This is a genomic window from Bacillus sp. NEAU-Y102 (assembly GCF_054788175.1).
In genome coordinates, this window is the sequence record NZ_JBTWFK010000006.1 from 295,751 (window position 1) to 320,524 (window position 24,774).

General features: G+C 35.4%; 23 protein-coding genes and 1 riboswitch. Of the genes, 4 read left to right on the plus strand and 19 right to left on the minus strand.

The features are described from left to right. Positions 1–17: 17 nt before the first annotated feature. The 4 genes from ACYFX0_RS17550 to ACYFX0_RS17565 are packed head-to-tail and all read right to left on the minus strand — an operon-like array spanning position 18 to position 3,786. Positions 18–1,010: an ABC transporter permease subunit gene (locus ACYFX0_RS17550; protein WP_001206482.1), complete on the minus strand. Its 993-nt coding sequence runs from the start codon at positions 1,008–1,010 to the stop codon at positions 18–20. Then, on the minus strand, positions 1,003–1,920 hold the full coding sequence (locus tag ACYFX0_RS17555) for an ABC transporter ATP-binding protein (protein ID WP_000207706.1): 918 nt from the start codon (positions 1,918–1,920) through the stop codon (positions 1,003–1,005). Before ACYFX0_RS17555 ends, ACYFX0_RS17550 begins: the two co-directional genes overlap by 8 nt. Next, on the minus strand, positions 1,917–2,798 hold the full coding sequence (locus ACYFX0_RS17560) for an SGNH/GDSL hydrolase family protein (RefSeq protein ID WP_002083539.1): 882 nt from the start codon (positions 2,796–2,798) through the stop codon (positions 1,917–1,919). The genes ACYFX0_RS17555 and ACYFX0_RS17560 overlap by 4 nt, the downstream gene beginning before the upstream one ends. A 10-nt stretch (positions 2,799–2,808) precedes the next feature. Beyond that, entirely contained in the window at positions 2,809–3,786 is a 978-nt protein-coding gene (locus tag ACYFX0_RS17565) for a LacI family DNA-binding transcriptional regulator (protein WP_081143286.1), read from the minus strand. Positions 3,787–3,883: 97 nt separating this feature from the next. Between ACYFX0_RS17565 and ACYFX0_RS17570 the strand changes: the two genes are divergently transcribed. Next, the gene (locus tag ACYFX0_RS17570; RefSeq protein WP_000943409.1) at positions 3,884–4,510 is read left to right on the plus strand and encodes a YczE/YyaS/YitT family protein; all 627 of its coding nucleotides are present in this window, start codon (positions 3,884–3,886) and stop codon (positions 4,508–4,510) included. Between the two features lie 30 nt (positions 4,511–4,540). Here the strand turns inward: ACYFX0_RS17570 and ACYFX0_RS17575 are convergent, their stop codons facing one another. The 4 genes from ACYFX0_RS17575 to ACYFX0_RS17590 form a co-directional block, all read right to left on the minus strand. Further along, positions 4,541–5,836: a homoserine dehydrogenase gene (locus ACYFX0_RS17575; protein ID WP_000659105.1), complete on the minus strand. Its 1,296-nt coding sequence runs from the start codon at positions 5,834–5,836 to the stop codon at positions 4,541–4,543. 141 nt (positions 5,837–5,977) lie between these two features. Continuing rightward, positions 5,978–6,883: a homoserine O-acetyltransferase MetA gene (gene metA, locus ACYFX0_RS17580; RefSeq protein WP_001121544.1), complete on the minus strand. Its 906-nt coding sequence runs from the start codon at positions 6,881–6,883 to the stop codon at positions 5,978–5,980. Continuing rightward, positions 6,867–8,165: a bifunctional O-acetylhomoserine aminocarboxypropyltransferase/cysteine synthase gene (locus ACYFX0_RS17585; protein WP_000504772.1), complete on the minus strand. Its 1,299-nt coding sequence runs from the start codon at positions 8,163–8,165 to the stop codon at positions 6,867–6,869. Before ACYFX0_RS17585 ends, metA begins: the two co-directional genes overlap by 17 nt. Positions 8,166–8,257: 92 nt before the next feature. After that, positions 8,258–8,362, minus strand: a riboswitch (SAM riboswitch). A 182-nt stretch (positions 8,363–8,544) separates the two neighbouring features. Beyond that, the gene (locus tag ACYFX0_RS17590) at positions 8,545–9,240 is read right to left on the minus strand and encodes a YjjG family noncanonical pyrimidine nucleotidase (protein ID WP_106103430.1); all 696 of its coding nucleotides are present in this window, start codon (positions 9,238–9,240) and stop codon (positions 8,545–8,547) included. 107 nt (positions 9,241–9,347) lie between these two features. On the opposite strand from ACYFX0_RS17590, the gene ACYFX0_RS17595 reads away from it, so the two are divergent. Beyond that, positions 9,348–10,019, plus strand: coding sequence for a transcriptional regulator YeiL (locus ACYFX0_RS17595; RefSeq protein ID WP_000703317.1), 672 nt, complete (start codon positions 9,348–9,350; stop codon positions 10,017–10,019). Between the two features lie 59 nt (positions 10,020–10,078). Here ACYFX0_RS17595 and ACYFX0_RS17600 read toward each other — a convergent pair whose 3' ends face one another. The 3 genes from ACYFX0_RS17600 to ACYFX0_RS17610 form a co-directional block, all read right to left on the minus strand. Then, positions 10,079–10,705, minus strand: coding sequence for an FMN-dependent NADH-azoreductase (locus tag ACYFX0_RS17600; protein WP_000246718.1), 627 nt, complete (start codon positions 10,703–10,705; stop codon positions 10,079–10,081). 191 nt (positions 10,706–10,896) lie between these two features. Then, a complete protein-coding gene (locus ACYFX0_RS17605; RefSeq protein ID WP_000695816.1) occupies positions 10,897–11,544 on the minus strand; it encodes a response regulator in 648 nt (215 codons plus the stop codon). Positions 11,545–11,564: 20 nt separating this feature from the next. Then, positions 11,565–13,115 carry a GAF domain-containing sensor histidine kinase gene (locus tag ACYFX0_RS17610; RefSeq protein WP_000488150.1) on the minus strand — a complete coding sequence of 517 codons (1,551 nt, stop codon included), beginning with the start codon at positions 13,113–13,115 and terminating at the stop codon, positions 11,565–11,567. 134 nt (positions 13,116–13,249) lie between these two features. Here ACYFX0_RS17610 and pdxK point away from each other — a divergent pair, with 134 nt between their 5' ends. Then, entirely contained in the window at positions 13,250–14,074 is an 825-nt protein-coding gene (pdxK, locus tag ACYFX0_RS17615; RefSeq protein WP_000174252.1) for a pyridoxine/pyridoxal/pyridoxamine kinase, read from the plus strand. A gap of 85 nt (positions 14,075–14,159) precedes the next feature. Here the strand turns inward: pdxK and ACYFX0_RS17620 are convergent, their stop codons facing one another. From ACYFX0_RS17620 to ACYFX0_RS17655, 8 genes are all read right to left on the minus strand, one after another. Further along, positions 14,160–15,218: a GGDEF domain-containing protein gene (locus tag ACYFX0_RS17620; RefSeq protein WP_000942921.1), complete on the minus strand. Its 1,059-nt coding sequence runs from the start codon at positions 15,216–15,218 to the stop codon at positions 14,160–14,162. A gap of 148 nt (positions 15,219–15,366) precedes the next feature. Next, positions 15,367–15,570: a YbdD/YjiX family protein gene (locus tag ACYFX0_RS17625; RefSeq protein ID WP_000919819.1), complete on the minus strand. Its 204-nt coding sequence runs from the start codon at positions 15,568–15,570 to the stop codon at positions 15,367–15,369. Beyond that, positions 15,563–17,641: a carbon starvation protein CstA gene (gene cstA, locus ACYFX0_RS17630; protein WP_000854306.1), complete on the minus strand. Its 2,079-nt coding sequence runs from the start codon at positions 17,639–17,641 to the stop codon at positions 15,563–15,565. The genes ACYFX0_RS17625 and cstA overlap by 8 nt, the downstream gene beginning before the upstream one ends. A 122-nt stretch (positions 17,642–17,763) precedes the next feature. Further along, positions 17,764–18,480 carry a LytR/AlgR family response regulator transcription factor gene (locus ACYFX0_RS17635; protein WP_106103433.1) on the minus strand — a complete coding sequence of 239 codons (717 nt, stop codon included), beginning with the start codon at positions 18,478–18,480 and terminating at the stop codon, positions 17,764–17,766. Between the two features lie 218 nt (positions 18,481–18,698). After that, complete coding sequence (locus ACYFX0_RS17640; RefSeq protein WP_000521109.1) at positions 18,699–19,898, minus strand: MFS transporter; 1,200 nt, start codon at positions 19,896–19,898, stop codon at positions 18,699–18,701. 215 nt (positions 19,899–20,113) lie between these two features. After that, positions 20,114–20,854, minus strand: coding sequence for a WecB/TagA/CpsF family glycosyltransferase (locus tag ACYFX0_RS17645; protein ID WP_000290751.1), 741 nt, complete (start codon positions 20,852–20,854; stop codon positions 20,114–20,116). Positions 20,855–20,875: 21 nt separating this feature from the next. Next, the gene (locus tag ACYFX0_RS17650; protein WP_106081711.1) at positions 20,876–21,985 is read right to left on the minus strand and encodes a glycosyltransferase family 4 protein; all 1,110 of its coding nucleotides are present in this window, start codon (positions 21,983–21,985) and stop codon (positions 20,876–20,878) included. A 95-nt stretch (positions 21,986–22,080) separates the two neighbouring features. Then, positions 22,081–23,553, minus strand: coding sequence for an O-antigen ligase family protein (locus ACYFX0_RS17655; RefSeq protein WP_460271069.1), 1,473 nt, complete (start codon positions 23,551–23,553; stop codon positions 22,081–22,083). A 464-nt stretch (positions 23,554–24,017) separates the two neighbouring features. On the opposite strand from ACYFX0_RS17655, the gene ACYFX0_RS17660 reads away from it, so the two are divergent. Next, positions 24,018–24,650, plus strand: coding sequence for a trimeric intracellular cation channel family protein (locus ACYFX0_RS17660; RefSeq protein WP_000924367.1), 633 nt, complete (start codon positions 24,018–24,020; stop codon positions 24,648–24,650). Positions 24,651–24,774: the final 124 nt, after the last annotated feature.

A 24,774-nucleotide genomic window follows, 5' to 3' on the forward strand; every position in this document is an offset into this window, starting at 1 on the left:
TTTCACTTCCTGTCCAATTAATTCAACATATCCTGTTTTGTAAATACTAAGAACGAAATAATAAGAGAAACAACTGCCCAAACAGTTAAATTCATCAAAGAAAATCCCATTGATAAGCCTTGTAATGCAGGTAATTTTCCTGATAAATAATCCGTTAATGATAAATTCACGCTAAAAATATATTTCGCGCCTTCCCAAGATGTTGCGAATGAGCTTAAGATACCGCCTGCAATTAATGCAGCTAGCATAACGCCCATACCAGCTGGTGTATTACGAATTAAAACAGAGACCATAAATGATATAGTTCCGACAACGATAGCAACAAACCAGGCTAGTCCATACGCCATTAAGATGTATTGCCACTGCGGAATAAGGTGCACAAAGTTCGTATTTAACGTTTCCTTATCAATGACGAATCCTGTTAAAACAGGTAAATTCCATCCCGAGTATCCAAATACAAGCCCTGATAATATGTAAGCAAACAAACCTACAAGGAGCAGTATGAGCGAAATGAAAAATAACATCGTCACGTATTTACTAAGGAGTATTTTCCAGCGCCGAATCGGCCGCGTAAGTAACATCTTCATCGTCCCATCACTTCGTTCTCCAGAAACGATATCAATGGCGACAATCATTACGAGAAGCGGAATAAACAATGTAATTCCTTGTTCAATAAATGCTCTGACAAAAGTCGGTGCACCTGGCGCCATCGGATTAATATCATGATCTAAATAATATTGTTGTTGTTCAACTCTTACCTTTAACCAATCACGCCATTCTTCTGGCAATCTAGAATTATTCAACCGGTTCTGAGAATCAACAATTTGCTGTTGCAATGAAACCTTCCAATCAGTTGTACCGAGTCTTTTTTGTGTCGTTTCTATTTCGCGATACTGCGCATACACAAAAAGCGGGATTAAGATTGCTAAAATAAGCATAACAACAAAAATACGTTTCTTACGGTAAATCTTTTCTGATTCATTTAAAACTAGATTCGCAAATTCACGCATGCTGCTCACCCCTTGTGAGTTCAATAAATAAATCTTCTAGCGTAAATACAAGCTCCTTAACACTATGTACATCTATTTCATTTTCTACCAAGTGTTTATTCCAACTACTTATAGATGCAATATCCATGCGGCATAATAATCGCTCGCCTTCTACACTCACTTCTCTTACTTCTTCGGCTGCTTCTAACATATCTTTCGCCTTAGAAATTGGTGTAACAATCCATTCTACACGATCACTTGCTGTTTTAATTAATTCTTCAACCTTGGCAACTGTTATCATCTTTCCTTTATGAATAATAGCAACGCGATCGCATATCATTTGCACTTCACTTAGCAAGTGACTTGAAATAAACACGCTCATATTTTCTTCTTTTACAAGCTTATGTATAAATTCCCTAAGTTCTCTAATCCCTGCTGGATCTAAACCATTCGTTGGCTCATCTAATATGAGCAATTTTGGATTCCCAAGGAGCGCCTGCGCAATTCCAAGGCGTTGTTTCATACCAAGTGAGTACGTTTTTACCTTGTCATGAATTCTTTCATCTAAATGAACCATTTCAGCAATTTCAATAATACGTTCATCTGATATATCACCTAACATACGAGCAAATTGCTTTAAATTTTCCCATCCTGTTAAATATGTATACAACTCTGGGTTTTCAACGATACTCCCAATTTGACGCATCGCCTCTCTGAAATTGTCCTTAATCGAATAACCACCGATAGAAATCGTACCTTCTGTCGCCGTAATCAATCCGACTAACATTCGAATGGTAGTCGTCTTTCCAGCACCATTTGGTCCTAAGAACCCGAACACTTCTCCTTGCTTTACATCAAAGGAAATGTCCTCTACAAGAGTCTTCTTTCCAATTACCTTCTTCAAGTCTCGTACGGAAAGTATCGTCGTCATTTTACCCCTCCTTGTTCTAGTTTTAATTTACTTACAACATTTTGAACTAAACGTTCTGCCATATACGTATAACCTACTTCGTTCGGATGAAAATGATCAGAGTATAATAAATCTTTTCCGCGGTTTTGGAATAAATCAAATGTCGGTGTAATATACACATTTTTATCGTTTAGCGCTAACTTCTCTAAAGATGCATTCCAGTCCACAACAATGTTTGAAGACCCTTTTAAATCTTCTACATCTTCAAAAGGATTGTATAAACCAAGCCAAAAAATCGGACTATCTGTATTTAATTTACGAATTTCTTCTATAATTTTCTTTGCTTCATTTTGAAACGTTTCTGTGTCAGGACGATACGTATCTAAATCTATCTTCCCAAGCGATTCCCAGCCTGGGAACAAATCATTCCCACCAATCGTTAACACGATTACATCTGCTTGCTTAATTGAATATTGAGCGCCATTACTTTCAATTTGTTTTAATAAATCGGGCATTTTTGCACCACTAACTGCTAAATTTGTTAATGCAATTTTTTGCTTATAATCTTTTTGTAAATCCTCTTTCATTCGCCCAACATAGCCAATTCCTTCTTTATCACCAACGCCACGCGTTAATGAATCACCTAAACTAACGATTTGTAACGTTCCCGTTTTCTTTTTCTCTTTTGCCACTACATCGGTCTTTTTAATTAAATTTGAAGCTTTCGGATTTAATACATCATTTACACCTGAAACAAAGCCATATGCAAATAAACAGAAAGATGCAATTGTAATGAGTAGAATTACTTTTACTACTTTTGATCTCATATCAAAACCCCTTTTAGCCCTCATAGATTGTCCATAATTATACCAAACGAAATTTTGAAAAGCGATTTTCACACCTTCTCAATTATGTCGTTTCTCTATCTACTAACTCTGGTAATAACTCTATATGCTTCACATCTAATTTCTCTTCATTAATCTTTTCATATAATAATTCAAACGCTTTCAATCCAACGTTTTTACTAGAATGCGAAATCGTCGTTATACCCAATATATCTGCCACCTCTTGATCATCACACCCAATAATCGTAATATCCTCTGGAATACGAATTCCTTGTTTTTTTGCTTCTGTAACCATCCCCGCTGCAATATGGTTACAAGATACAAGGAACGCCGTCGGTTTTACTGACATATGAGCCCATTCTCTAATTACATTGCGTCCATCTTCCACTGTAAAACACCCCTCAAATTTCCAGATCTCTAACGGTGTTACGATACTCTGTTGAAGCGAATCTTCATACGCCCTCTTTCGTCTTTGGCTATTAACGCTATTACTTCTTCCAATACAATATCCAATACTTGTATGACCGGCATCTATTAAGCTTTTCATCCCACGTGAAAATACTTTGTAGTAATCAATATGGACACTTGAAATGCATTTTGAATCTATTTCTTCACACATAACAATCGGGCCGAATTTCGTATATTCTTCAAGCTTCTCCTTACTATTTGCCCGAGAACAAATAATAACCCCATCAAGCTTTTTCATTTTTAACATATTTAAAATTTCTAGTTCTCTTTCTTCGCTATAATTTGTCTGGCAAAGCATCATATTATAATTATTCTTTGCCGTTTCTTTTGATATCCCCTCAATAATAGCGCTATAATATTGATCATTTACGTGTGGCAATAAAACGCCAATTACATTCGTTTTTCCTTTCACTAAATGAATTGCATTCACGTTTTGCGTGTAATTTAATTCTTCTATAATCGCTAAAATTTCTTTTCGTTTCTGTTCATTTACGTACGGATGATTATTTAGTACACGTGAAACAGTTGAAACAGATACTCCAGCAAGTTCAGCAATCTTTCTTATATTTGTCATCTCACTTTCCCCTTCTCACAAAAATTCTCTCTTGACCTGGTAAGCTTTCCACAATATATCCTTTCCTAGCAAATACATTTAGAAAGGATATACAACTATGCTTCGATTCAAATTAGAATATATATTTTTCATTGGCGGTTTACTCATTCTTGCCATCGGTATTAATATGATGACGACAATTACTTCCTTTGGACTTAGCCCTTATGATTCCTTCTTTATTGCACTATATCAAAATTTTGGGATAAGTATTGGTTTTTGGATTTTCATGATTAACTTTGCCTTTACACTTATCGTACTCTTTTGGAATAAAAAACAAATTACAATCGGTACAATTGTAACGATGGTTCTTATTTCTCTTTTTGTTGATTGGATTGGTTCCATTATAACTATTATGGACGCTATCCGCTCTCTTCCAAAATATATAACACTTATTTGCGGAAATCTATTCGTTGGAGCTGGAATTGGTCTTTACGTCTCTACAAACCTTTGCGCAGCGCCTCAAGAAGCTTTCGTTTTAACCGTTGCTGAGAAGAAAAAATGGACGTTTAGAAGAACAGAGATTTCATTAGCCTTTTTATTTTTAACTTTAAGCTTTTTATTAGATGGACCTATCTATTTTGGAACCATCATCTTATCCTTTACAACAGGCTGGATTATCCAAGCATTTATTCAAGTTGGTACACAGATTTTAAATAGAAAAGAACCTATTAAGCAAGCTGCTTAATAGGCTCTTTCTGTTTTATGGTAAGAGATACTACTTAGCATCACCTTCAATTCGATAGTTCGCTTTCAAACAATCTATTTCTTCATACCCTTGCAACGTATGTAGAATATAATCATAATCAGCAAGAGACGCACGATGCGTTACAATTACAATTTCAGCCTTTCCTTTCTCTTCAAGCGGCATTTGAATAATTTTCTCAAAGCTAACTCCGCGCTCAGAGAACAATGAAGTAATTTTTGCAAATACACCAATTTCGTCTTTTACATGCAGTCTTAAAAACTTTTTCACGACTATTTCGTCTGGCTCTTTTAATACTTTTTGATACTGTGGGACTACAGCACTATTTCCTGTTACCCCTAATCTAATATTTTGCATTACAGCAACTAAATCCGAAACAACAGCTGTCGCTGTCGGTAAACTTCCTGCCCCTGGTCCATAAAACATCGTTTCCCCAACTGCTTCACCGTACACATACACAGCGTTATATTCATTTTGTACTGCCGCAAGAGGGTGTGTATTTGGAAGTAAAGTTGGTTCAACCGTAACCTCCAATTTTTCACCATCTCGTTTTGCAAGACCGATTAATTTAATTGTATAACCTAAGCTCTTACTGTATTCAATATCTTCCTCTGTAATAGAGGTAATTCCTTTTACGTTCACATCTCCAAGCTCTACATTTGTAGAGAAACCGAGAGTAGCTAAAATCGTCATTTTTCTTGCTGCATCTAAACCTTCTACATCTGATGTTGGATCTGCTTCTGCAAATCCAAGTTGTTGGGCTTCTTTTAACACGTCGTTATATGCTCTCCCTTCGTCTGACATTTTCGTCAAAATAAAATTTGTCGTTCCATTTACAATTCCCATGACTTTCGTAATAAGATCTGAAGAGAGTCCTTCTACAATACTGCGTAGAATTGGAATTCCCCCTGCCACACTCGCTTCATAGAAGAGATCAGTTTTATTATCTTTTGCTGTCGCTAATAATTCAGCTCCATGTAATGCCATTAAGTCTTTATTTGCAGTTACAACATGCTTTCCGCTTTTTAAAGCTTGTAAAATATATAATTTTGCATCATCAATGCCACCCATTACTTCGATGACAACATCAATATTTGGATTATCTAAAATTTCATTTGCATCTTGTGTTAATAGAGTAGAAGGTACCTCTACTTCTCTCTCTTTTTCAATATTTTGTACTAGTACTTTCGTTACTTTTACAGGACAACCTACTTGGTGGATAAGTCGCTCTTGATGATCTGTAATGATACGAACTACACCACTCCCAACTGTCCCAAGACCTAATAAACCAACTTGAATTTCTTTCATAGTACTGTCCACCCCTCAAAAATTGTGTTTAGATGAAATTATATGAATAAAAAATCTGAAAAACAATGTATTTCGAACATTCGGAAAAATAAAGGTTAATCTTTACAAGGAAAACGTTGCCACGTGTTACACAATCTTTCTTTACAATATATAAGGGGTTTCTTGATACACGTAATAATTCAACCAATTAGAAAACAATAAATTCCCATGACTCCTCCACCTAACAAGGGGCTTTTCATCTGGATTATTATGTTTAAAATAGTTTTTTGGCACATCAATATTTAATCCCTTGTCACGATCTCGTTCGTATTCTTGCTTTAACGTATCACAACTATATTCACTATGCCCAAGGGCAAACACTTGCCTTCCTTCTTGCCCAATGACAAGGTGAACACCCGCTTCCTCAGAATTTGCTAATAATGTTAAGTCTGTCACCTCTCTAATATCACTCTCTCGTACTTCTGTATGACGAGAATGGGGAGCAAAAAACAATTCATCAAACCCTTGTAACAATTTCACATGTTGCTCGCAAACTTCATGTTCAAATACACCGAACATTTTTTCCTTAAGAGGATACTTTGGAACACCATAATGATAATACAAGCCAGCCTGTGCCCCCCAGCAAATATGGAGCGTAGATGTTACATTCGTTTTTGAATACTCCATAATACGTTTAAGCTCTTCCCAATAATCTACCTCTTCAAAAGAAAGAGTTTCAACTGGTGCTCCTGTTATAATGAGCCCGTCAAATTTTTCATTTTCAATATCACGAAATGTTTTATAAAAGCTCATTAAATGGTCCTGCGCTACATTGCGAGACAAATGTGATTCCATATGAAGCAAATGAACATCTAATTGCAACGGTGTGTTGCCAATTAAACGAAGTAATTGCGCTTCTGTTTCTTGCTTTGTAGGCATTAAATTTAAGATAGCAATTTTCAATGCCCGAATATCTTGTGTTTCTGCTCGCTCCTTCGTCATTACAAATATATTTTCCTTCTGCAACACTTTGCGAGCTGGTAAATCTTTATCAATTATGATCGGCATGTTCTTTGCCTCCGACTAGCGCCGCTTCTAAATCTGCAATAATATCAGAAACATCTTCTATGCCAACAGATAAACGAATTAAATCTGATGTAACGCCAGCTAGACGCTGATCTTCAGCACTTAATTGTCTATGCGTTGTGCTAGCAGGATGTATAACGCAAGTTCGTGCATCCGCTACATGCGTTACAAGAGTTGCTAGTTTTACATTTGCGATAAATTCTTTCGCCGCTTCTAATCCGCCCTTAATGCCGAATGTTAAAACACCACTAGCACCTTTTTTCAAATACGTTTGTGCTAACGAGTAATTTTCATTGCTATCTAATCCAGGATAATTCACCCATTCAATACGTTCATGGTTAGCAAGCCACTTAGCAACTACGAGAGCATTTTCACTATGACGCTCCATTCTTAAATGCAGCGTTTCTAAGCCGATATTGCTAATATACGCATTGAATGGGCTCATACAGTTTCCGTAGTCCCTTAATAATTGAACACGCGCCTTCACAATATAAGCTGCTGCACCAAAATTTTGAACGTAACTTACGCCGTGATAACTTGGATCCGGTTCAACAAGTTCAGGATATTTCCCATTTGTCCAATCGAAGTTCCCTCCGTCAATGACAATGCCGCCTAAAGAGCTTGCATGACCATCAATATATTTCGTCGTAGAATGAACGATAATATTTGCTCCGTGCTCAAATGCTTGGCATAAATAAGGAGTTGCTAATGTATTATCCACGATAAAAGGCACTTCTAACTCTTTCGCTGCATCTGAAAATTCTTTAAAATTCAAAACGTTCATCGCTGGATTTCCTAATGATTCTGCATAAATGAGCTTCGTCTTATCGTTAGCAAGTGCCGCAATTTCATCTGCCGTTAAATTGGGATTAAAGAACGTAACATCAATGCCAAGCTTACGTAAACTCACCCCAAATAAATTAAACGTTCCCCCGTAAACAGTTGAAGAGCAAAGTAAATGGTCTCCACTACTACAAATATTTAAAACTGCGAGCATAATAGCCGCTTGCCCAGAAGCCGTTGCAACAGCTCCTACCCCGCCTTCTAAATCTGATAACTTCTGCTCAAATGCAGCTAGAGTAGGGTTTCCAATACGCGTATAAATATATCCTTCTGCCTCTAAGTTAAATAGGGCTGCTAAATCATCCGAAGTATCGTATTTATACGTTGTACTTTGATAAAGTGGTAAAACACGTGGTTCACCATTCTTTGGCGTATAGCCACCTTGCACACAAATCGTTCCTTTTCCCCATGATTCTCCCATCTCTCATTCTCCTTTCTTTTATACAAAATAAAAAACTGCCCCTTTCCTGAAAACAAGAAAGGAGCAGTTTGAAAACACGCTCTAAAGGCTCTTTCTTATCTCTCAGGATTACTACCTGCAGGATTTGGCACAATTCCGTTATACGGCTGTTGCCAAGGTTTCATCGGGCCTGTCCCTCCACCTTTTCTTGATAAGACTATGCAATTACCGTTGATTTTATAGCAATAATTTCCTAATGTCAAACAGTTTTTCTGAATGTTCTAAAATAAATATTAACAATTTCATATAAAGCAACAAAAGAAATATATTCCATACTAACTCGAAAAAGACCTTTAGAAAAAATGATTCATGTAAAATAAACCCCAATCATCTATTTTCATTAAACAAACTGTTTTAATAGAGCGTATAATTCTTCAAAATTATGCACTTCATATGTCGGTATAATCCCACTATCATTTAATTTCCTTTCTGGATTAAACCAACAAGTATCAATTCCCGCTACATATCCACCTTTAATATCGGCACTTAATGAATCCCCAATAATCAGCCCTTCTTCAGGTGCAAAGTTAGGAATCCGTTCAAAAACATAATCAAAATACTCTTTCATCGGCTTTTGAAAACCTGTATCTTCCGAAACAAAAACATCTTTAAATAATGAATGTAACCCTGCATTACGCAAACGTTTATCTTGCGTCTTAGAAACACCATTTGTCACTATATACAACTCATACTCCCCTTGAATTTGATTTATAAATTCAAACGCACCTTGCATGAGTTGATTTCCTTCTTCTAAGTAGCTACGATAATTATTTTCGAATAATATACCGTCTACTTCTTCTCCATACTCTTTAAACAACATAGAGAATCGTTTATTTACAACTTCATTACGTGATAGTTCACCTTTTTCAAAAGCATTCCAAAGACCTTTATTTATTTTTTTATAACGAGCCCCTATCTCCTCTGTTAAAGGGATTCCCTTCTCTTCAAGAAGCACCTGTAAAGCTACTTTTTCAGCCTTTTGGAAATCTAATAATGTATCATCTACATCAAATAGCAATGTTTTATATTTTTTCATAAATTCATCACACTCTCTTTTCTACAAAAACAAATTTACATAAATCGTATCATTCCTTCTTGTAAAGATAATAGGAGATATCTCATACTATAAATAGGGGTGAAAATATGAAAATCAGCAAAAATGAAGAAGAAATTTATCAATACATGCGAATCCATCAATTCCATACCCTATTTTCATTTCATGTCTTGCCATATGTAGAGCTGCATTCTTTTCAAACGAAAGAGATGATATGTAGCGAAGGAAACGCCCTCCCTTATCTCTATTACTTAATTTCTGGGAAAGCAAAAATATATATGAATCATAAAAACGGGAAAGTTTCATTAATTAATTTTATTCAAGCACCATCTTTTATCGGGGAATTAGGATTAATAGGAGTAGAAAATATCACCAAGTCCGTTGAAGTACTAGAAGATTGTGTTTGTTTAGCACTTCCTCTTAAAGATTGTCAGCAACTTGTATTACAAGATGCAACGTTTTTACAGCACTTATGCAAATTTATTGGAGAAAAGACAATTACTCGCACTGAAAATTACGCAAAAAACTATAGTTATCCTTTCGAAAATCGATTAGCTGCTTTTATTTTATTAACAGAACAAAATAATTGTTATATAGAAAAGCATACTGAGGCTGCAGAATACTTAAATGTCAGCTATCGTCATCTTTTATATGTATTAAACCAGTTTTGCCAACAAAATTATTTAAAAAAAGAAGGCCGAACATATTATATACAAGATCGAAATACATTAGAAAAGCTTGCTGACGAGCTGAAAATATAAAGAAACAGCATTAACATAAACGTTAATGCTGTTTCTTTGAGTGACGATTATAATTTAAATTAAAATTTACTTGCTACTTTAGCTGCTTCTTCAAGACCTGCAGCAATGATTTCTTCTGCTTTATCTGGGAATTGGTTATGTCCTTCAATAACTACTGTTTCCATGTTTGTTGCACCGAAGAAGCCCATCATGCTTGCTACATATTTAACAGCCATTTCTACCTCAGCTGCTGGACCTTCTGAATATACGCCGCCGCGCGCGTTTAATAATGCAATCTTCTTATCTCCAATTAAACCAACTGGACCTTCTGGTGTATATTTGAACGTTTTACCAGCACGGTTTAAATAATCAATATATGTGTGTAACACTGCTGGAATCGTTAAGTTCCATAATGGGAAGCCGAAAACAATTTTATCAGCTTCTAGAAATTGATTTAAATACTTATCAGCAACTGCTACTGCTTTTGCCTCTTCTTCTGTTAAATCAAATCCTTTACCTGCCTTAAATGTACCATTGATCATGTCTACACCTACATATGGTAATTCTTCTTTATATAAATCAAGTTCTACTACTGTATCATTTGGGTGTGCTTCTTTATAGTTCGCTAAAAATGCCTCATATAATTTTACACTAACTGCTTGTTCCGCTGGACGGTTGTTTGCTTTAACAAATAAAACTGTTGCCATTATTTCTTCCTCCTAGTACTCACTCTTATGTTGTTATATGCTTTCAAAAAAGGTATCCCTTGTAATTGTTGTTTTGTTGCTTACAAACATATTTTATCTTTATATCAATACATTTTCGTCCTCACATAGACGTATTTTTCCATAAAAAAAGTCCACCTTCTAAAGGCGAACTAGGTCTTACGACTTTTGTCTTATACAATTCCATTTTTCACTGCATATAACGCCGCTTGCGTGCGATCAGATAAATTCAACTTACTCAAAATACTACTTACATGAGCTTTTACCGTTTTTTCTGTAATAACTAAAACAGAAGCGATCTCTTTATTACTCATCCCTTTCGCTAATAGCTGCAGCACTTCATTTTCTCTCGCCGTTAGCACATCCACTTGAATAGAAGGTTCTTCTTCCTTTTCTTCCACAGGTAGTGTTTGAGAGAGAAGAGTATTTGCTATATCCGGATGTAATTGAATATTACCTTTATATGCGCTTCGAATAGCTTCAACAAGCTGATCCGGTTCTACATCTTTTAAAATATACCCACTTGCCCCCGCCCTTAACGCTGGTAAAACATGCGCCTGATCAGAAAAGCTAGTTAATACAATTACTTTCACATTCGGATATTCTTTTTTGATGCACGCCGTCGCCTCGACACCATCCATTTCGGGCATATATAAATCCATTAATACAACATCTGGATTCGTCTCCCCTACTTTCACTAACGCTTCTTTCCCATTATTTGCTTCTCCAACTAACGTTAAATCTTCCTGTGTACTTAAGAAAAATGCTAATCCTTTTAAAACGACTGTATGATCATCGACTAACAATACTTTTATTTTCACAAACTTCCCTCATTTTCACATCATAATGGTACATTTACTTTTACGCTCGTTCGCTTCTTACTACTTACAATTTTAATTGTTCCACCAACTAATTCTACTCTTTCACGCATCGTAGTCATGCCGAGTGATTTCTTCTCTTTTATATCCTTTTCTACAAAGCCGTTTCCTTGATCGACTATTTCTAATGATACATTCTTCTCTGTCACTTTGAAATAAATCGTTGATTCTCTGACATTCGCATGTTTACTTACGTTATTCAAAGCTTCTTGTCCAATTCTCCATAACGCTTCCTCTACTACACGCGGTAAATCACGAACACCTGTAACTTGTTCCCGAATTTTCAGTCCCAAGTTTTCACCGTACTGCTTTAAAGCTGGTAATAAACCTTTTTCTAATCCTGCCGGACGAAGCTGCCAAATTAATGTTCTCATTTCCTTTAAAGCTCCTTGCGCTAGTTCCCGCATCTCATGCAAAGATTGGTCAACCTTTTCATTTTGACCTTTTAAAACGGCCTCAGCCCCTTTTGTCATAAAGGTTAATGAAAATAATTTTTGCGAAACAGAATCATGTAAATCCCTTGCTAATCGGTTTCTTTCTTCCAGTCGTACGAGTTCACGGCGCTGTTCGTTTAACCTTAGATTCTCTATTATTAATGAAACGTGATTCGATAATGCTTGAATTATATCTATTGTATTAACATCAAATTCTCCATTATTTAAACTAACACATAAAACACCAAATATATGATTTTGAATATGTATTGGCGTAGCAATAACAACTCCATTTACACGTTTTAATAGAGCTAGCTCACCTTGTTCTAACGCCTTCTTTGCCGCTTCTTTTACATCCTCTTGTAACTCTTCCTGCCCATAAGAAGCTCGCAAAGATAACTCTATTTCTTCCCTAATAAAAAACGCCACTTGATTCCACTGAAATACTTCACCTACGTGATTTACCACCTTTTCAGATAATACATTAAACTTATGAATCGTTTTTAAAGCTTGAATAAACCGCTCCAATTTCACATAGTAATGTGCTCTTCGCTTTTCATTTTCATATAATTTTGTTCGCTTTAAAGCCGTCCCGATTTGGAAAGCAACTGATTGGAGCAATACTAATTCTTCTTCCGAAAAATGTGTTTTACCTGGGCTAGCTACATTTAAAACACCAAATTTCTCTCCTCCAGCCTTTAAAGGAACCGTAGCATGATGAAGAATTCCTTCTGTATCTCCCCAATTATATTCAATTGCATTATTAATTCTTTTACATTCAATAATATTAACGGCTCTCTCTAATTTCCCATCTACGAAGCCGCGTAAACACCAACACTCACCTTCACACATCGGGCGTTTATTTTCATATTTAAGTGCCTCTGGTAACTGGTAATCGATCACCTTCGTATACTTCCCATTTTCATCCGCAAGAAAAATCCAGCCTGTCGTTAAACCTGTTACACTGAGCAATTTTTCTAGTACTGCTTGCAATACATGATATGTATCATTTGATGTATTTAATGTTTCTGCAATTTCCTTTAATATAACTAATTCATTTGTACGATTATCTCGAAACATACTCAGTCTCCTGCATACAAGATTTTAAATAGCTCTTAAAATAAATCATCTACTTTTCACTTTGTACTTATTCGTAACATTGATATAATGGTGAAAACATAGTTTTCATTATATCACTTGAGGGGGCTTTCATAATGACATTAAATAAAGCACTTACTATCGCTGGTTCTGACACAAGTGGCGGTGCTGGTATACAAGCAGATTTAAAAACATTCCAAGAACTTGGCGTATACGGAATGACATCTCTTACAACAATCGTAACGATGGATCCACATAACGGTTGGGCACATAACGTATTTCCAATCCCAGCTTCTACATTAAAACCACAATTAGAAACAACAATTGAAGGTGTTGGCGTAGACGCTTTAAAAACAGGTATGCTTGGATCAGTAGAAATTATTGAAATGGTTGCAGAAACAATCGAAAAGCACAATTTCAAAAATGTAGTAGTTGACCCTGTTATGGTATGTAAAGGTGCAGATGAAGCATTACATCCTGAAACGAACGATTGCTTACGTGACGTTCTTGTGCCAAAGGCATTAGTTGTAACACCAAACTTATTTGAAGCTTACCAATTAAGCGGTGTGAAAATTAATTCTCTTGAGGACATGAAAGAAGCAGCGAAGAAAATCCACGCTTTAGGTGCCAAATACGTACTAATTAAAGGTGGAAGCAAACTTGGTACGGAAACTGCAATCGACGTCCTATATGATGGAGAAACATTCGATCTTCTAGAATCAGAAAAAATCGATACAACCAATACACACGGTGCAGGTTGTACATATTCTGCTGCAATTACAGCAGAACTTGCAAAAGGAAAACCTGTGAAAGAAGCAGTAAAAACTGCTAAAGAATTCATCACAGCTGCTATTCGTTACTCATTCAAAATTAACGAATACGTAGGTCCAACTCACCATGGTGCATATCGTAAATTCGTTGTATCAAAAGAACTTGTCTAATATATAAATAAAAACACTCACAAGGTTCATACATTGCCTCTGTGAGTGTTTTTTATAAGCTTTATGTCTTCTGGTCATCTTATCTTTAAGATGCAGAGCTGACCTTATTTCTACCATTTCGTTTCGAGTAGTATAACGCATCATCCGCCGCTTGAATAAATTGCTCTGATGACCCTTCATACTCTGAAACCCCTACCGAAACCGTAATTTTTATTTTTGTTCCATCTAACAATTGAAATGGGTGACTTTCAACAGCTATACGAATTTGCTCGCCCATACGAATTCCGTAAGCTAATCCCTTATTCGGTATCAAAAGCGCAAACTCCTCTCCACCCTTTCGAAAAGCCAAATCTGGAAATTGTGAAGTTTCTCGTAAAATACATCCTACTTGTTTTAACACTTCGTCCCCTGCAGGATGCCCGTACGTATCATTTACATACTTAAAGTGGTCAATATCTATAAGTAGTAAACAAAGCGAATCATTTTTCATGTTCTTATTACTAATATGACGATTCATCTCTAAATCAAACTGTCTTACGTTTCCTAGACCTGTCAATGCGTCTACCGTTGCGTATTGCTTCATCGTTTGGAATAACTCATTGGATTGTAAAACGTAATTTGCACTTATGAATGTTATGTAGCCTGTAATAATACTAGAAATTAAATATAATCCTACTATGTTAATATCTTTAATTAACCATATATATAGTGAGGGGATTAGAATAGATAAAATATATGTATGTAACCATGCCCACTTTTCTCCTAGAGAGATATTTAGACGCGAAATAAAGATACTACCTACTCCTATCGCAATAATTGTATAAAAAGCTACTTGAGAAGCTAATGAATAATCCATAAATAATAACCTAGTTACTAAAATCATACTAACAGCTATAGTACTCGCTATCGGGCCTCCAATTATAACAGCTAAAATAACAGCTAAGTAGCGCAAATCCAATAGGATGGTACCAACATGAACACCGAAATACATTAGTAATATACCTAATATTCCAGTAAGAATACCTACTACACATTTCTGCCAAAGAGAAAACTCTTCTTTTAACGGCCTATCTCTTAAAAGCTGACCTCCAACAAAAATAAAGGAAAGAATAATTGTTGTATTTACAAATAAGTCCCTTAACATAAAATACTCTCCCTACTTTTCCATCTATCCCCTTCCCCACTTTATTGTATACGAAATCCCTATAATTCCCAAAGTTTTTTGTTTATTTTTTTGCTGTTCCACGTGAAACAGCAAAAAAATAAAAAGGGCGAAAACTCGCCCTTTTTCATTAACAACAGCGTGATATTTTTCCACCCTTTGCATTAAATCTTGCTTCTTGTGCCTCAGCAAAAAATTGCTTTTGACATACAACCTCTTCTTCAGGATGATGCTTTTTCATATGCTCCACATATACTTCATAACTTGGTACCCCAACGAGCAAACTAATAAAGCGTTTTCTTTCCCCCCATACTTTCCGTAGTCGTTTAAGCATAATAGTTCCTCGACTCACTTTCATCTCTAGAAATATATGCTGCCTCTTTTAGCAGCATCGGCTTATTTCTTAATACTTGAATCCAAATTCGAATTGCAGAAATTAATACAGCGATTACAACTATCATAAAAATCCCGCAAAGCGCTGCATCAATATAATCATTGAAAATAATTTGCTTCATTTGAGCAACATTTTTAGCTGGTGCTAACACTTTCCCCTCATCTAATGCTCCCTGGAACACCTTTGCATGAGATAGAAATCCTATTTTAGGGTTTTCATGAAATAGCTTTTGATAACCCGCCGTCATCGTTACAATAAGCAATCCAACAGTTGGAATAAGTGTCACCCAAACATATGCCTTTTTCCCCATTTTGAACAAAATTGTCGTTCCAAGTAATAATGCAATACCTGCTAACATTTGATTTGCAATACCGAAAAGTGGCCATAATGTATTAATTCCACCAAGCGGATCTACTACCCCTTGGTACAAAAAATAACCCCATCCTAATACACATAACGTTGTAGCTATTACATTCGCTAATGTAGAATCTGTTTTCGCAAACGGCTTATATACATGCCCTAAAATATCTTGAATCATAAATCGTCCTACACGCGTTCCTGCGTCAATCGTTGTTAAAATAAATAGGGCTTCAAAGAGAATAGCAAAATGATACCAGAATGCCATCATCGCCGTTCCACCTATTACTTGTGAGAAAATATATGCCATACCTATCGCTAACGTTGGTGCGCCACCTGTACGTGATAAAATTGTTTGCTCTCCAACATTTACAGCAAGTTCTTTTAGTTCATTTGGTGTAATAGCAAATCCCCATGAAGAAATAACTTGAGCTGCCTGCGATACATCCGTACCAATAAGTGCTGCCGGACTATTAATCGCAAAATAAGTTCCTGGTGTTAATACACAAGCTGCAATCATTGCCATCGCAGCTACAAACGACTCCATTAACATTGCTCCGTAACCAATTGGCTGTGCATGTCCCTCTTGTTCAATCATTTTTGGCGTCGTACCTGATGAAACAAGAGCATGGAATCCAGAGACTGCACCACAGGCAATCGTAATAAATAAGAACGGGAATAAATTACCGGAGAAAACAGGACCTGTTCCATCAATAAATTGCGAAACTGCTGGCATTTGTAAATCAGGTGCTACAATTAAAATACCAATCGCCAATCCAACAATTGTTCCAACTTTTAAAAATGTACTTAAATAATCACGTGGTGCTAATAACATCCAAACTGGTAATGCAGATGCAATAAATCCATATACAATAAGCATAATAGCAATTGTTTCGCCACTAAATGTGAACATACTTGCAAGTGTTGGATTTTCTGCTACATACTGTCCTCCAATAAGAGATAAAATAAGTAGGATAATACCAATTACTGACCCTTCTCCAACACGACCAGGCCTAATATAGCGCATGTAAACTCCCATTAAAATAGCGATGGGAATCGTTGCTGCTATCGTAAACATTCCCCAAGGACTTCCAATCAGTGCCTTTACTACGACTAACGCTAATACTGCTAATAAAATAATCATAATTCCTAAAATACCTATCATTGCAATTAGTCCTGTAACAGGCCCAATCTCATCCTTAATCATTTCTCCTAACGATTTACCATTACGTCTCATCGAAGCAAATAAAATGACAAAATCTTGGACAGCCCCCGCAACAACTACTCCAACAATAATCCAAATGGTCCCTGGTAAATATCCCATTTGTGCTGCTAAAATCGGTCCTACTAAAGGTCCCGCCCCAGCAATCGCTGCAAAGTGATGTCCAAACAATACCCACTTATTTGTTGGAACATAGTCTTTCCCATCGTTTAATGTATGGGCTGGTGTTTGACGATTATCATCTAAATTAAAAACCTTTCTCGCTATAAATCTACTATAAAAGCGATAAGCAACTGCATATACACATACAGCAGCTACTAAGAGCCATACAGCATTAATGGTTTCACCTTGTGATAAAGCTATTACCCCAAAAGCCCCTGCTCCTACTGCTGTAATAACGCCCCAAAGTAAGATCGATTTCAATGTCTTCACATACAATTCCCCCAATACTATTTCTTAGTGGAGATTGTACTAAATTTTCTGAATATTTAACTTGAATCCTCCCTATCATGAAGGATTTTCAGTTTATCATGTTAAAATACTCTCATTACCTACTATAATTCAATGTTATTTCGAAGGCGTTTTACATAATTACGACTGACTGGAATCGGTTGCTCATCATACCTATCTAAATACAAATTATACGTGCCATTATAATAAGGTTTCAGTTCTTTTACATATGACATATTAATTAAATAGCTTTTATGCACACGTAAAAAATCATATGCATTTAGCTTATTTTCTAATTCCTGAAGTGTATATGTTGAAATATACTGATTATTCGTTGTGTAAATTGAAACAGTTTTATTTTCTTTATTTTTACTTACATATACGATATCTTCTGGAAGAATATATCGTATACCCTCTTGACTTTCTATCGGTAGTTTCCGCAAATAACTCTTTGCTTTCTCACCTTGTTCTTTACCTATTTTATATAAAAGAAATTGTAAATCTTCTTCACGAAATGGTCGTAATAAATAATAAAATGCTTGGAAACGAAAAGCTGTAATAGATTCCTCTATGTTTTCACCTACAAAAATAAATTTTGTATAGCAATTTATTTCTCGTAATAAACTTGCATATTCAAAACCAGTACCATCTAGTAATTTGGAACTTAAAAAAACAAAGTCTGGTATATGTTTTTTCATCATAAATAAAGATTCTATTCCTGTCTTTGCTTCAAAACATTCTACATTTCTCATATTTTCAGTGAAATTTTCAGCTAACTCTCTTCTCTCTTCTGCCTCTTCCATGATCAGTAAAATTTTCATTTCTTCAACCACCTAATTCTTTGTCCATATGTCCTGCTGTATACATTCGCTTTTATAAGAAATAATCCCTTTTTCTTACTATACCATTATTTATCTAAAAAAACAGAAAAAAGGAAACCACTTCGGTTTCCTCTCCCCCTTTATCCTACATTAACTGCCTAGAAAGAGCGGAGTAGTGTAGGGTAATAAACGGTCAGGGCTACGTTTAAAATTTCACTTTATACTAATTCTCGTTGCTTCGTTTCCTGTCCAAGTATTACTACAGCGAATACACCAATTAAAATTGATCCGCAGAAAATCGTAAATATTAGTGATAGTGAAGCTTCTGAGGCAACTAAATACCCCACTAATAGTGGCCCAAGAATACCACCAATACGCCCAAATGCTGCTGCCATTCCTGCACCAGTACCACGAATAACCGTCGGATACTGTTCAGGTGTATAGGCGTATAATGCTCCCCAAGCACCTAAGTTAAAGAAGGATAGTAACATACCTGCCACGATTAATACTGTTAATGAATCCGCAACCCCAAACAAATAGGCACTGCAAGCTGTCCCGATTAAATACGTAACCAACACAAATTTACGACCGAGACGTTCAATAAACCAAGCAGCGGTGAAATATCCTGGAAGTTGAGCTAATGTCATAATAAGTACGTATTGGAAACTTTTTATTAAACTAAATCCTTTTAGCACCATTACACTCGGTAACCAAAGGAACATTCCATAATAAGAAAAGACAACACAAAACCATAGAATCCATAGCATAATTGTTGCTTTACGATATTCCCCAGACCAAACTGATTTTATATTTTCAATAACAGATGGTCTTTTTTCAACTTTTTGGAACCTTGGGGAATCCGGTAAATTCCATCTTAAATATAAAGCATATAGTGCTGGAACTGCACTCAATACCATCGCAATTTCCCAACCATATTTAGGAATAACAAAATACGAGATAAGGGCTGCAATTAGCCATCCACCTGCCCAAAAACTTTCTAATAACACAACAATTTTCCCACGCTCATGCGCTTCAACACTCTCTGATACTAGTGTAGAGGCAACCGGAAGCTCTCCGCCAAGCCCCATACCAATTAAAAAGCGTAAAACGAGAAACATCGCGAGTGTCGTTGTTAATGCAGTTAAACCACTACCGATAGAGAATAATAATAATGTAATAATAAAGACTGATTTTCGGCCTATTCTATCTGATAGTATCCCAAAAATAAGCGCTCCTACTGCCATACCGATTGAGTTAATACTGCCTATCCAGCCCATTTCCTGGCTCGTTAATCCCCAATCCTTTTGCAAGGCTACCATTACAAATGAAAGCATTCCAACATCCATTGCATCAAATAGCCATCCAAGTCCAGCTATACCAAGTAGTTTGCGCTTCGAAATTTCTTTTACCTTGCCCACTAGAAGTCCTCCTCACACAGGTGTCTTTACACATCATTTTACATGTGTGAATTGTATAAGTAAAATACTTTTGTGTAAAAAATTCTCCTTCATCATTCCCAAAAAGTAAAACGTCTATCCCGATTGGTGAGGGCTAATAATCAGTAGGGATGCCTCACTGATTAAAGTTTCACTTCATTAAAAATGAATAAATAAAAAAAAGTAGCGATATTTCGCTACTTTTTCGAACGCATTACTTCTTTTAAAAATTCCGCTAATACTAACTGACGACGCCAGCGTGTTGGATTACTACATAATCTATAAAACCACTCTAAATGAATCGCTTGGATCCATTTTGGTGCACGTTTTACCTCTCCAGCCCATACGTCTAAACTTCCACCCACTCCAACAGCCATTTTCGTTTCTAAACGATGCTTATTGTTTTGGATAAAGTTCTCTTGTCTCGGGAAACCGAGTGCAACAAGTAATAAATCTGGTTTTGCTTCTTGAATGCGAGAAATAATATTCTCTTCGTCTTCTTGTTTGAAATAACCATCTTGTGTACCGGCGATGGATACAGCTGAATATGTCTTTGTTAAATGATCTGCTGCAGCTTGTACAACATGCGGCTTTGCACCTAATAAGAAAACAGATACTGGTTTACTATCTTCTGATAACTTCGCAAGTAAATTACACATTAAATCAAAACCTGCTACACGTTCTTTTAAAGGTGTACCAAGCATGCCGCTTGCCTTTACAACCCCAATACCATCAGGTGTAATTAAATCTGTATTCAATAATGTTTGATAGAACTTTTCATCCTTTTTTGCGCACATAACAATTTCAGGGTTTGCTGTTACTACCTGAAACGTATGAGTTCGCTCCGCTTCTAGTTGTTCTTTTAAATATTGGACCGTTTCATCCATTGTCATTGTAGAAAAAGGAACGCCTAGAATATCAACTGTTTGTACTGCCATAGTTAACTATCCTCTCTATCATTACAAGTTTTTCGCTATTAATTGCTTATATGTTTCCTTTGTATCTTCATATAGTTTTTGAAGTGAGAAATTCATAGTAGCGTGCTCATAAATATGTTTACCCATTGCTGCTAATTCTCCAGTTTTCCACTTATCATACGCTTCTTCTAAAGCTAATGCTAATGCCTTTCCATCACCTGTTGGCACAATCCATCCGTAAGTTTCATCTGCGATTAATGGTTCAATTTCTCCAGCCCTAGTCACAATTGATGGTACGCGTTGATTTGCCGCTTCTAATAAAACTAGTGGGAACCCTTCACTATGAGAAGTTAATAAATTTACATGTGACGACGCAAATAATTGTTTTACATCTTGACGATGTCCTAAAAACTCTACTTTATCGTTAATCCCTTTTTCAGTAGCTAATGACTTTAGATTTTCTTCTAATGGGCCATCGCCAACTAATAATACTTTAATTTTCTCCAATTTTGTTTGTTGTAACGCATCGAATAAAACTTCATGTCCTTTGACAGGATGTAATCGCGCTACTTGGATTGCCGTAAATACATCTTCAGCAATATTGAACATTTCTTTTTTATTATAGCCTTCTGCTTTTTCATTATCATATTCAATTCCATTATAAATAACATGCATCTTTTCATTTGAAATCCCTAATGCTGCCAGGCTTTTTTTCAATCTATTTGTTACTACGAAAAATAAGTCTATATTTTTTAAGGCTTTCAAATTTAATTTCGTAAAAATCCAACCTTTTAAGCCCTGTTTAGTAAAGTCTTGAAATGGATCACTATGAATAGTCGTTACCCATTTTGCCTTTATTCTCTTTTTCATTAAAGAAACATAGAAATTAGCCCTAGGACCATGCGTATGAACTACATCAAATTTTTCTTTATTAATAAATTCACTTATATTCTTTAAAATGGATAAATCATAGCGCGATTTTTGTGAAAACACATGGACTTTTATCCCTAATTCCCTTGCTTCCTTCGCAACAATTCCATCTTCAAATACTGCTAATTCTACTTCACCAGTTGGAAACTGATCGAGAAGTGAAATAATATGTGTTTTCCCTCCCCCATCTTCTGCTCCTGCATTCATATGCAATATTCTCATGTTTTTTCCTCCTTTAAATCCTCGCTACGTTTCCAGCTATTTTTATTTTACTGTACTAAAAAATAAAAGCTAACAAAAGTTAGCTTTTATTTTTATCATTCAATTTCTAGGTCTACTATTAGATAAGCTAGCACCACTACAAAGTAAATCCCAACTCCTGGTGCTGCTAAAATATGTCCTGCAATATAAGCAATACCTAACGCTAACAATAAGCTTGCTGAAATCATTCCATATTTTATATTAAATATGTCCTTAAATCTCGTAGCAAATGCTAGTAGAATTCTTAGCCCGTAATAAATAAATGGAATCATTAGTAATACAAAGCCAATAATCCCGAAATCATAAAACCAATCATGGAAGTCCATTTCAATTAATTTTGGATCTGGCTGCTTTTGTTCATTGTATTTAAAGTTACCTGCATAACCCATTCCTAATAACTTTTGTGACATTGGCGCTTCTTTAAAGAACTGCTTATGTCTTTCTTCATATACTTGACGTCCACTGAAAATAAGGTTTTCTTGATTTTCTTTCTTTTGCTCTTTCTCAAGCTCTTTCTTAACTTCCTCTTCTATCTTCGCCTTTTCTTCTGGTTTTTCAGCCTTATGGTGCTTTTCTTCTTTTTCTTTAAGTTCTTGCTCTTTTTTCAGCTTCTCTTTAATTTCTTTTTCTTTTTGACCTTGCTGTGCCACATTTTGCTCTGATAAATAATTATTGTGAATACCCATATTTTGTGCTAATGGCGTTTGTTTAAACGTTCCAACTACACCGGCCAATAGGATAATAGCAATTACTGCATTAAGCGCAAGGGATTTTTTGTTCGGATTTTTTCTATCAAATAATAATTGAAGTAAAATAATCCCGATTGCTGCCGCTAACGTAGCACCAATTGAGCCCATTCCTACTTTCGTACCAACCTGAATTAGCGAATAAATCATTAAAATTGATGGAATCCAATATAAAATGTGTTTCCAGCTCTTTGTTTTTTGAATAGAATATAGTACCACAATAGGGAAAATAATAGCTAAGATTGAACCTAGTTCATTCCCTGCATAGAACCAACCTCGAGAACCAACCTTCATCCATTCATAACTACCAAAGTCAGTAGATGTTGAAATAGAAATAACCATAATTGCATTAATGATTAATGTAGAATATACAATACTATTTCGAACCTTATCACTAATATTAACTGTCTTTTTCAATGATTTTAAAGCTAAAATGTATGACCCCAGCATAATATATATATATAATGCTTTCGCAACGAATTTAACTTCTTCACTAAGTACAATGGGATCCTTAACTAGTTTATTATTAATAAATCCTACCCCTAAAACTCCGGCTAATAATATAAGATAAATTAAAAACTTTCTATTTTCCTTCTCTTTTGCCTGAATTAAAATGTAAATACCACCAACAGCCATAATAAGGAATCTTACTAAAATTCCAACGGTAGCATTTGACTTTAATAAAGTGATGCTAAGAGACGTTAATAAATCTAAAACAGGCTGTAAAATAATAAAAAAGAGCAAAAAATGCTCAAATCTAACCCTAGCTTGATTTGCTAACATTCCAAGACCTCCATACAAAATCTTAACATTATCTTTTAATCATAATTTATTATCGTTAAAACACACCTAGCAATTATAACATAACTCATATTTAAATTGAGAACTATTTTTATACCGAAACTAGCCAATCCATCGTAACTAGTAACTAGAAAATATTATCCTTTAGCTATCCTTCCCTATCTCTATAAAAACTATCTAACACTCTTTCACTTATTATCAGCATTATAGCAAACATTTATTAATCATTTTATTAATATATAGAATTTAACGGTTAAAAAATAACATTCACTCGGCTACCCTACAACTAAAAATTAACCTTGCTTCGTTTTCCCCTAAACATTTTCAAACGCTTTCTTTATGTATTTTATCCGTTTTTCTACATGTAACGAAAAGTAATTGTTATTTCCAATACTTTAGTGTATATTTTTTCTCTGGAACATCTTTAAGAGGAAGGGATTAAGGCCATGTTATTAATCGATATATTTACGTTTCTTGGCATTATCGCCGCTGCCATTTCTGGTACATTAGTTGGTTTAAAAAAAGATTTAGATTTATTTGGTGTCCTTTGTTTAGCTGTAGCTACTGCGCTCGGCGGCGGTATTATTCGTGATATCATGATTGGTAACCTGCCCCCTGTCGCATTTGTAAAACCCATTTACTTTTTCGTAAGTGTATTATCAGCATTATTTACTTGTATGTTTTTTGAGCGCATCAATAAACTTCAAATCGTTATTATGCTTTCTGATGCTGTTGGCTTAGGCGTTTTTACAGCTATTGGTGCAAATGCGGCAATGTCACATCATGTTGACGCCTCATTTTTAGTTGTTTCAATGGGAGTCATTACAGGTATTGGAGGCGGTATTTTGCGTGACATTTGTGCTCAAGATATCCCTTACGTATTCCGAAAAGAGATTTACGCAATCGCTTCTATCTTAGGAGCAATTAGCTTCCTAATCACACACGCTATGGGCGCGCACGTATTAGCTTTCTATGTTTGTTTATTAGTAACATTCGTTATTCGTGTCGTCACTGTAATATATAATGTGCATTTCCCTGTTTTCTTTAAAACACATGCTAAAATTAATAAAGGCCATTAAGAGAATTCTATCTAGAATTCTCTTAATTTATATACTATTCTACGAACTAATATAGAGTAATTATATATAAGCATATATAATTACTCTATATTAGTTTTAAAATTGAAAACGTTTTATACACAGG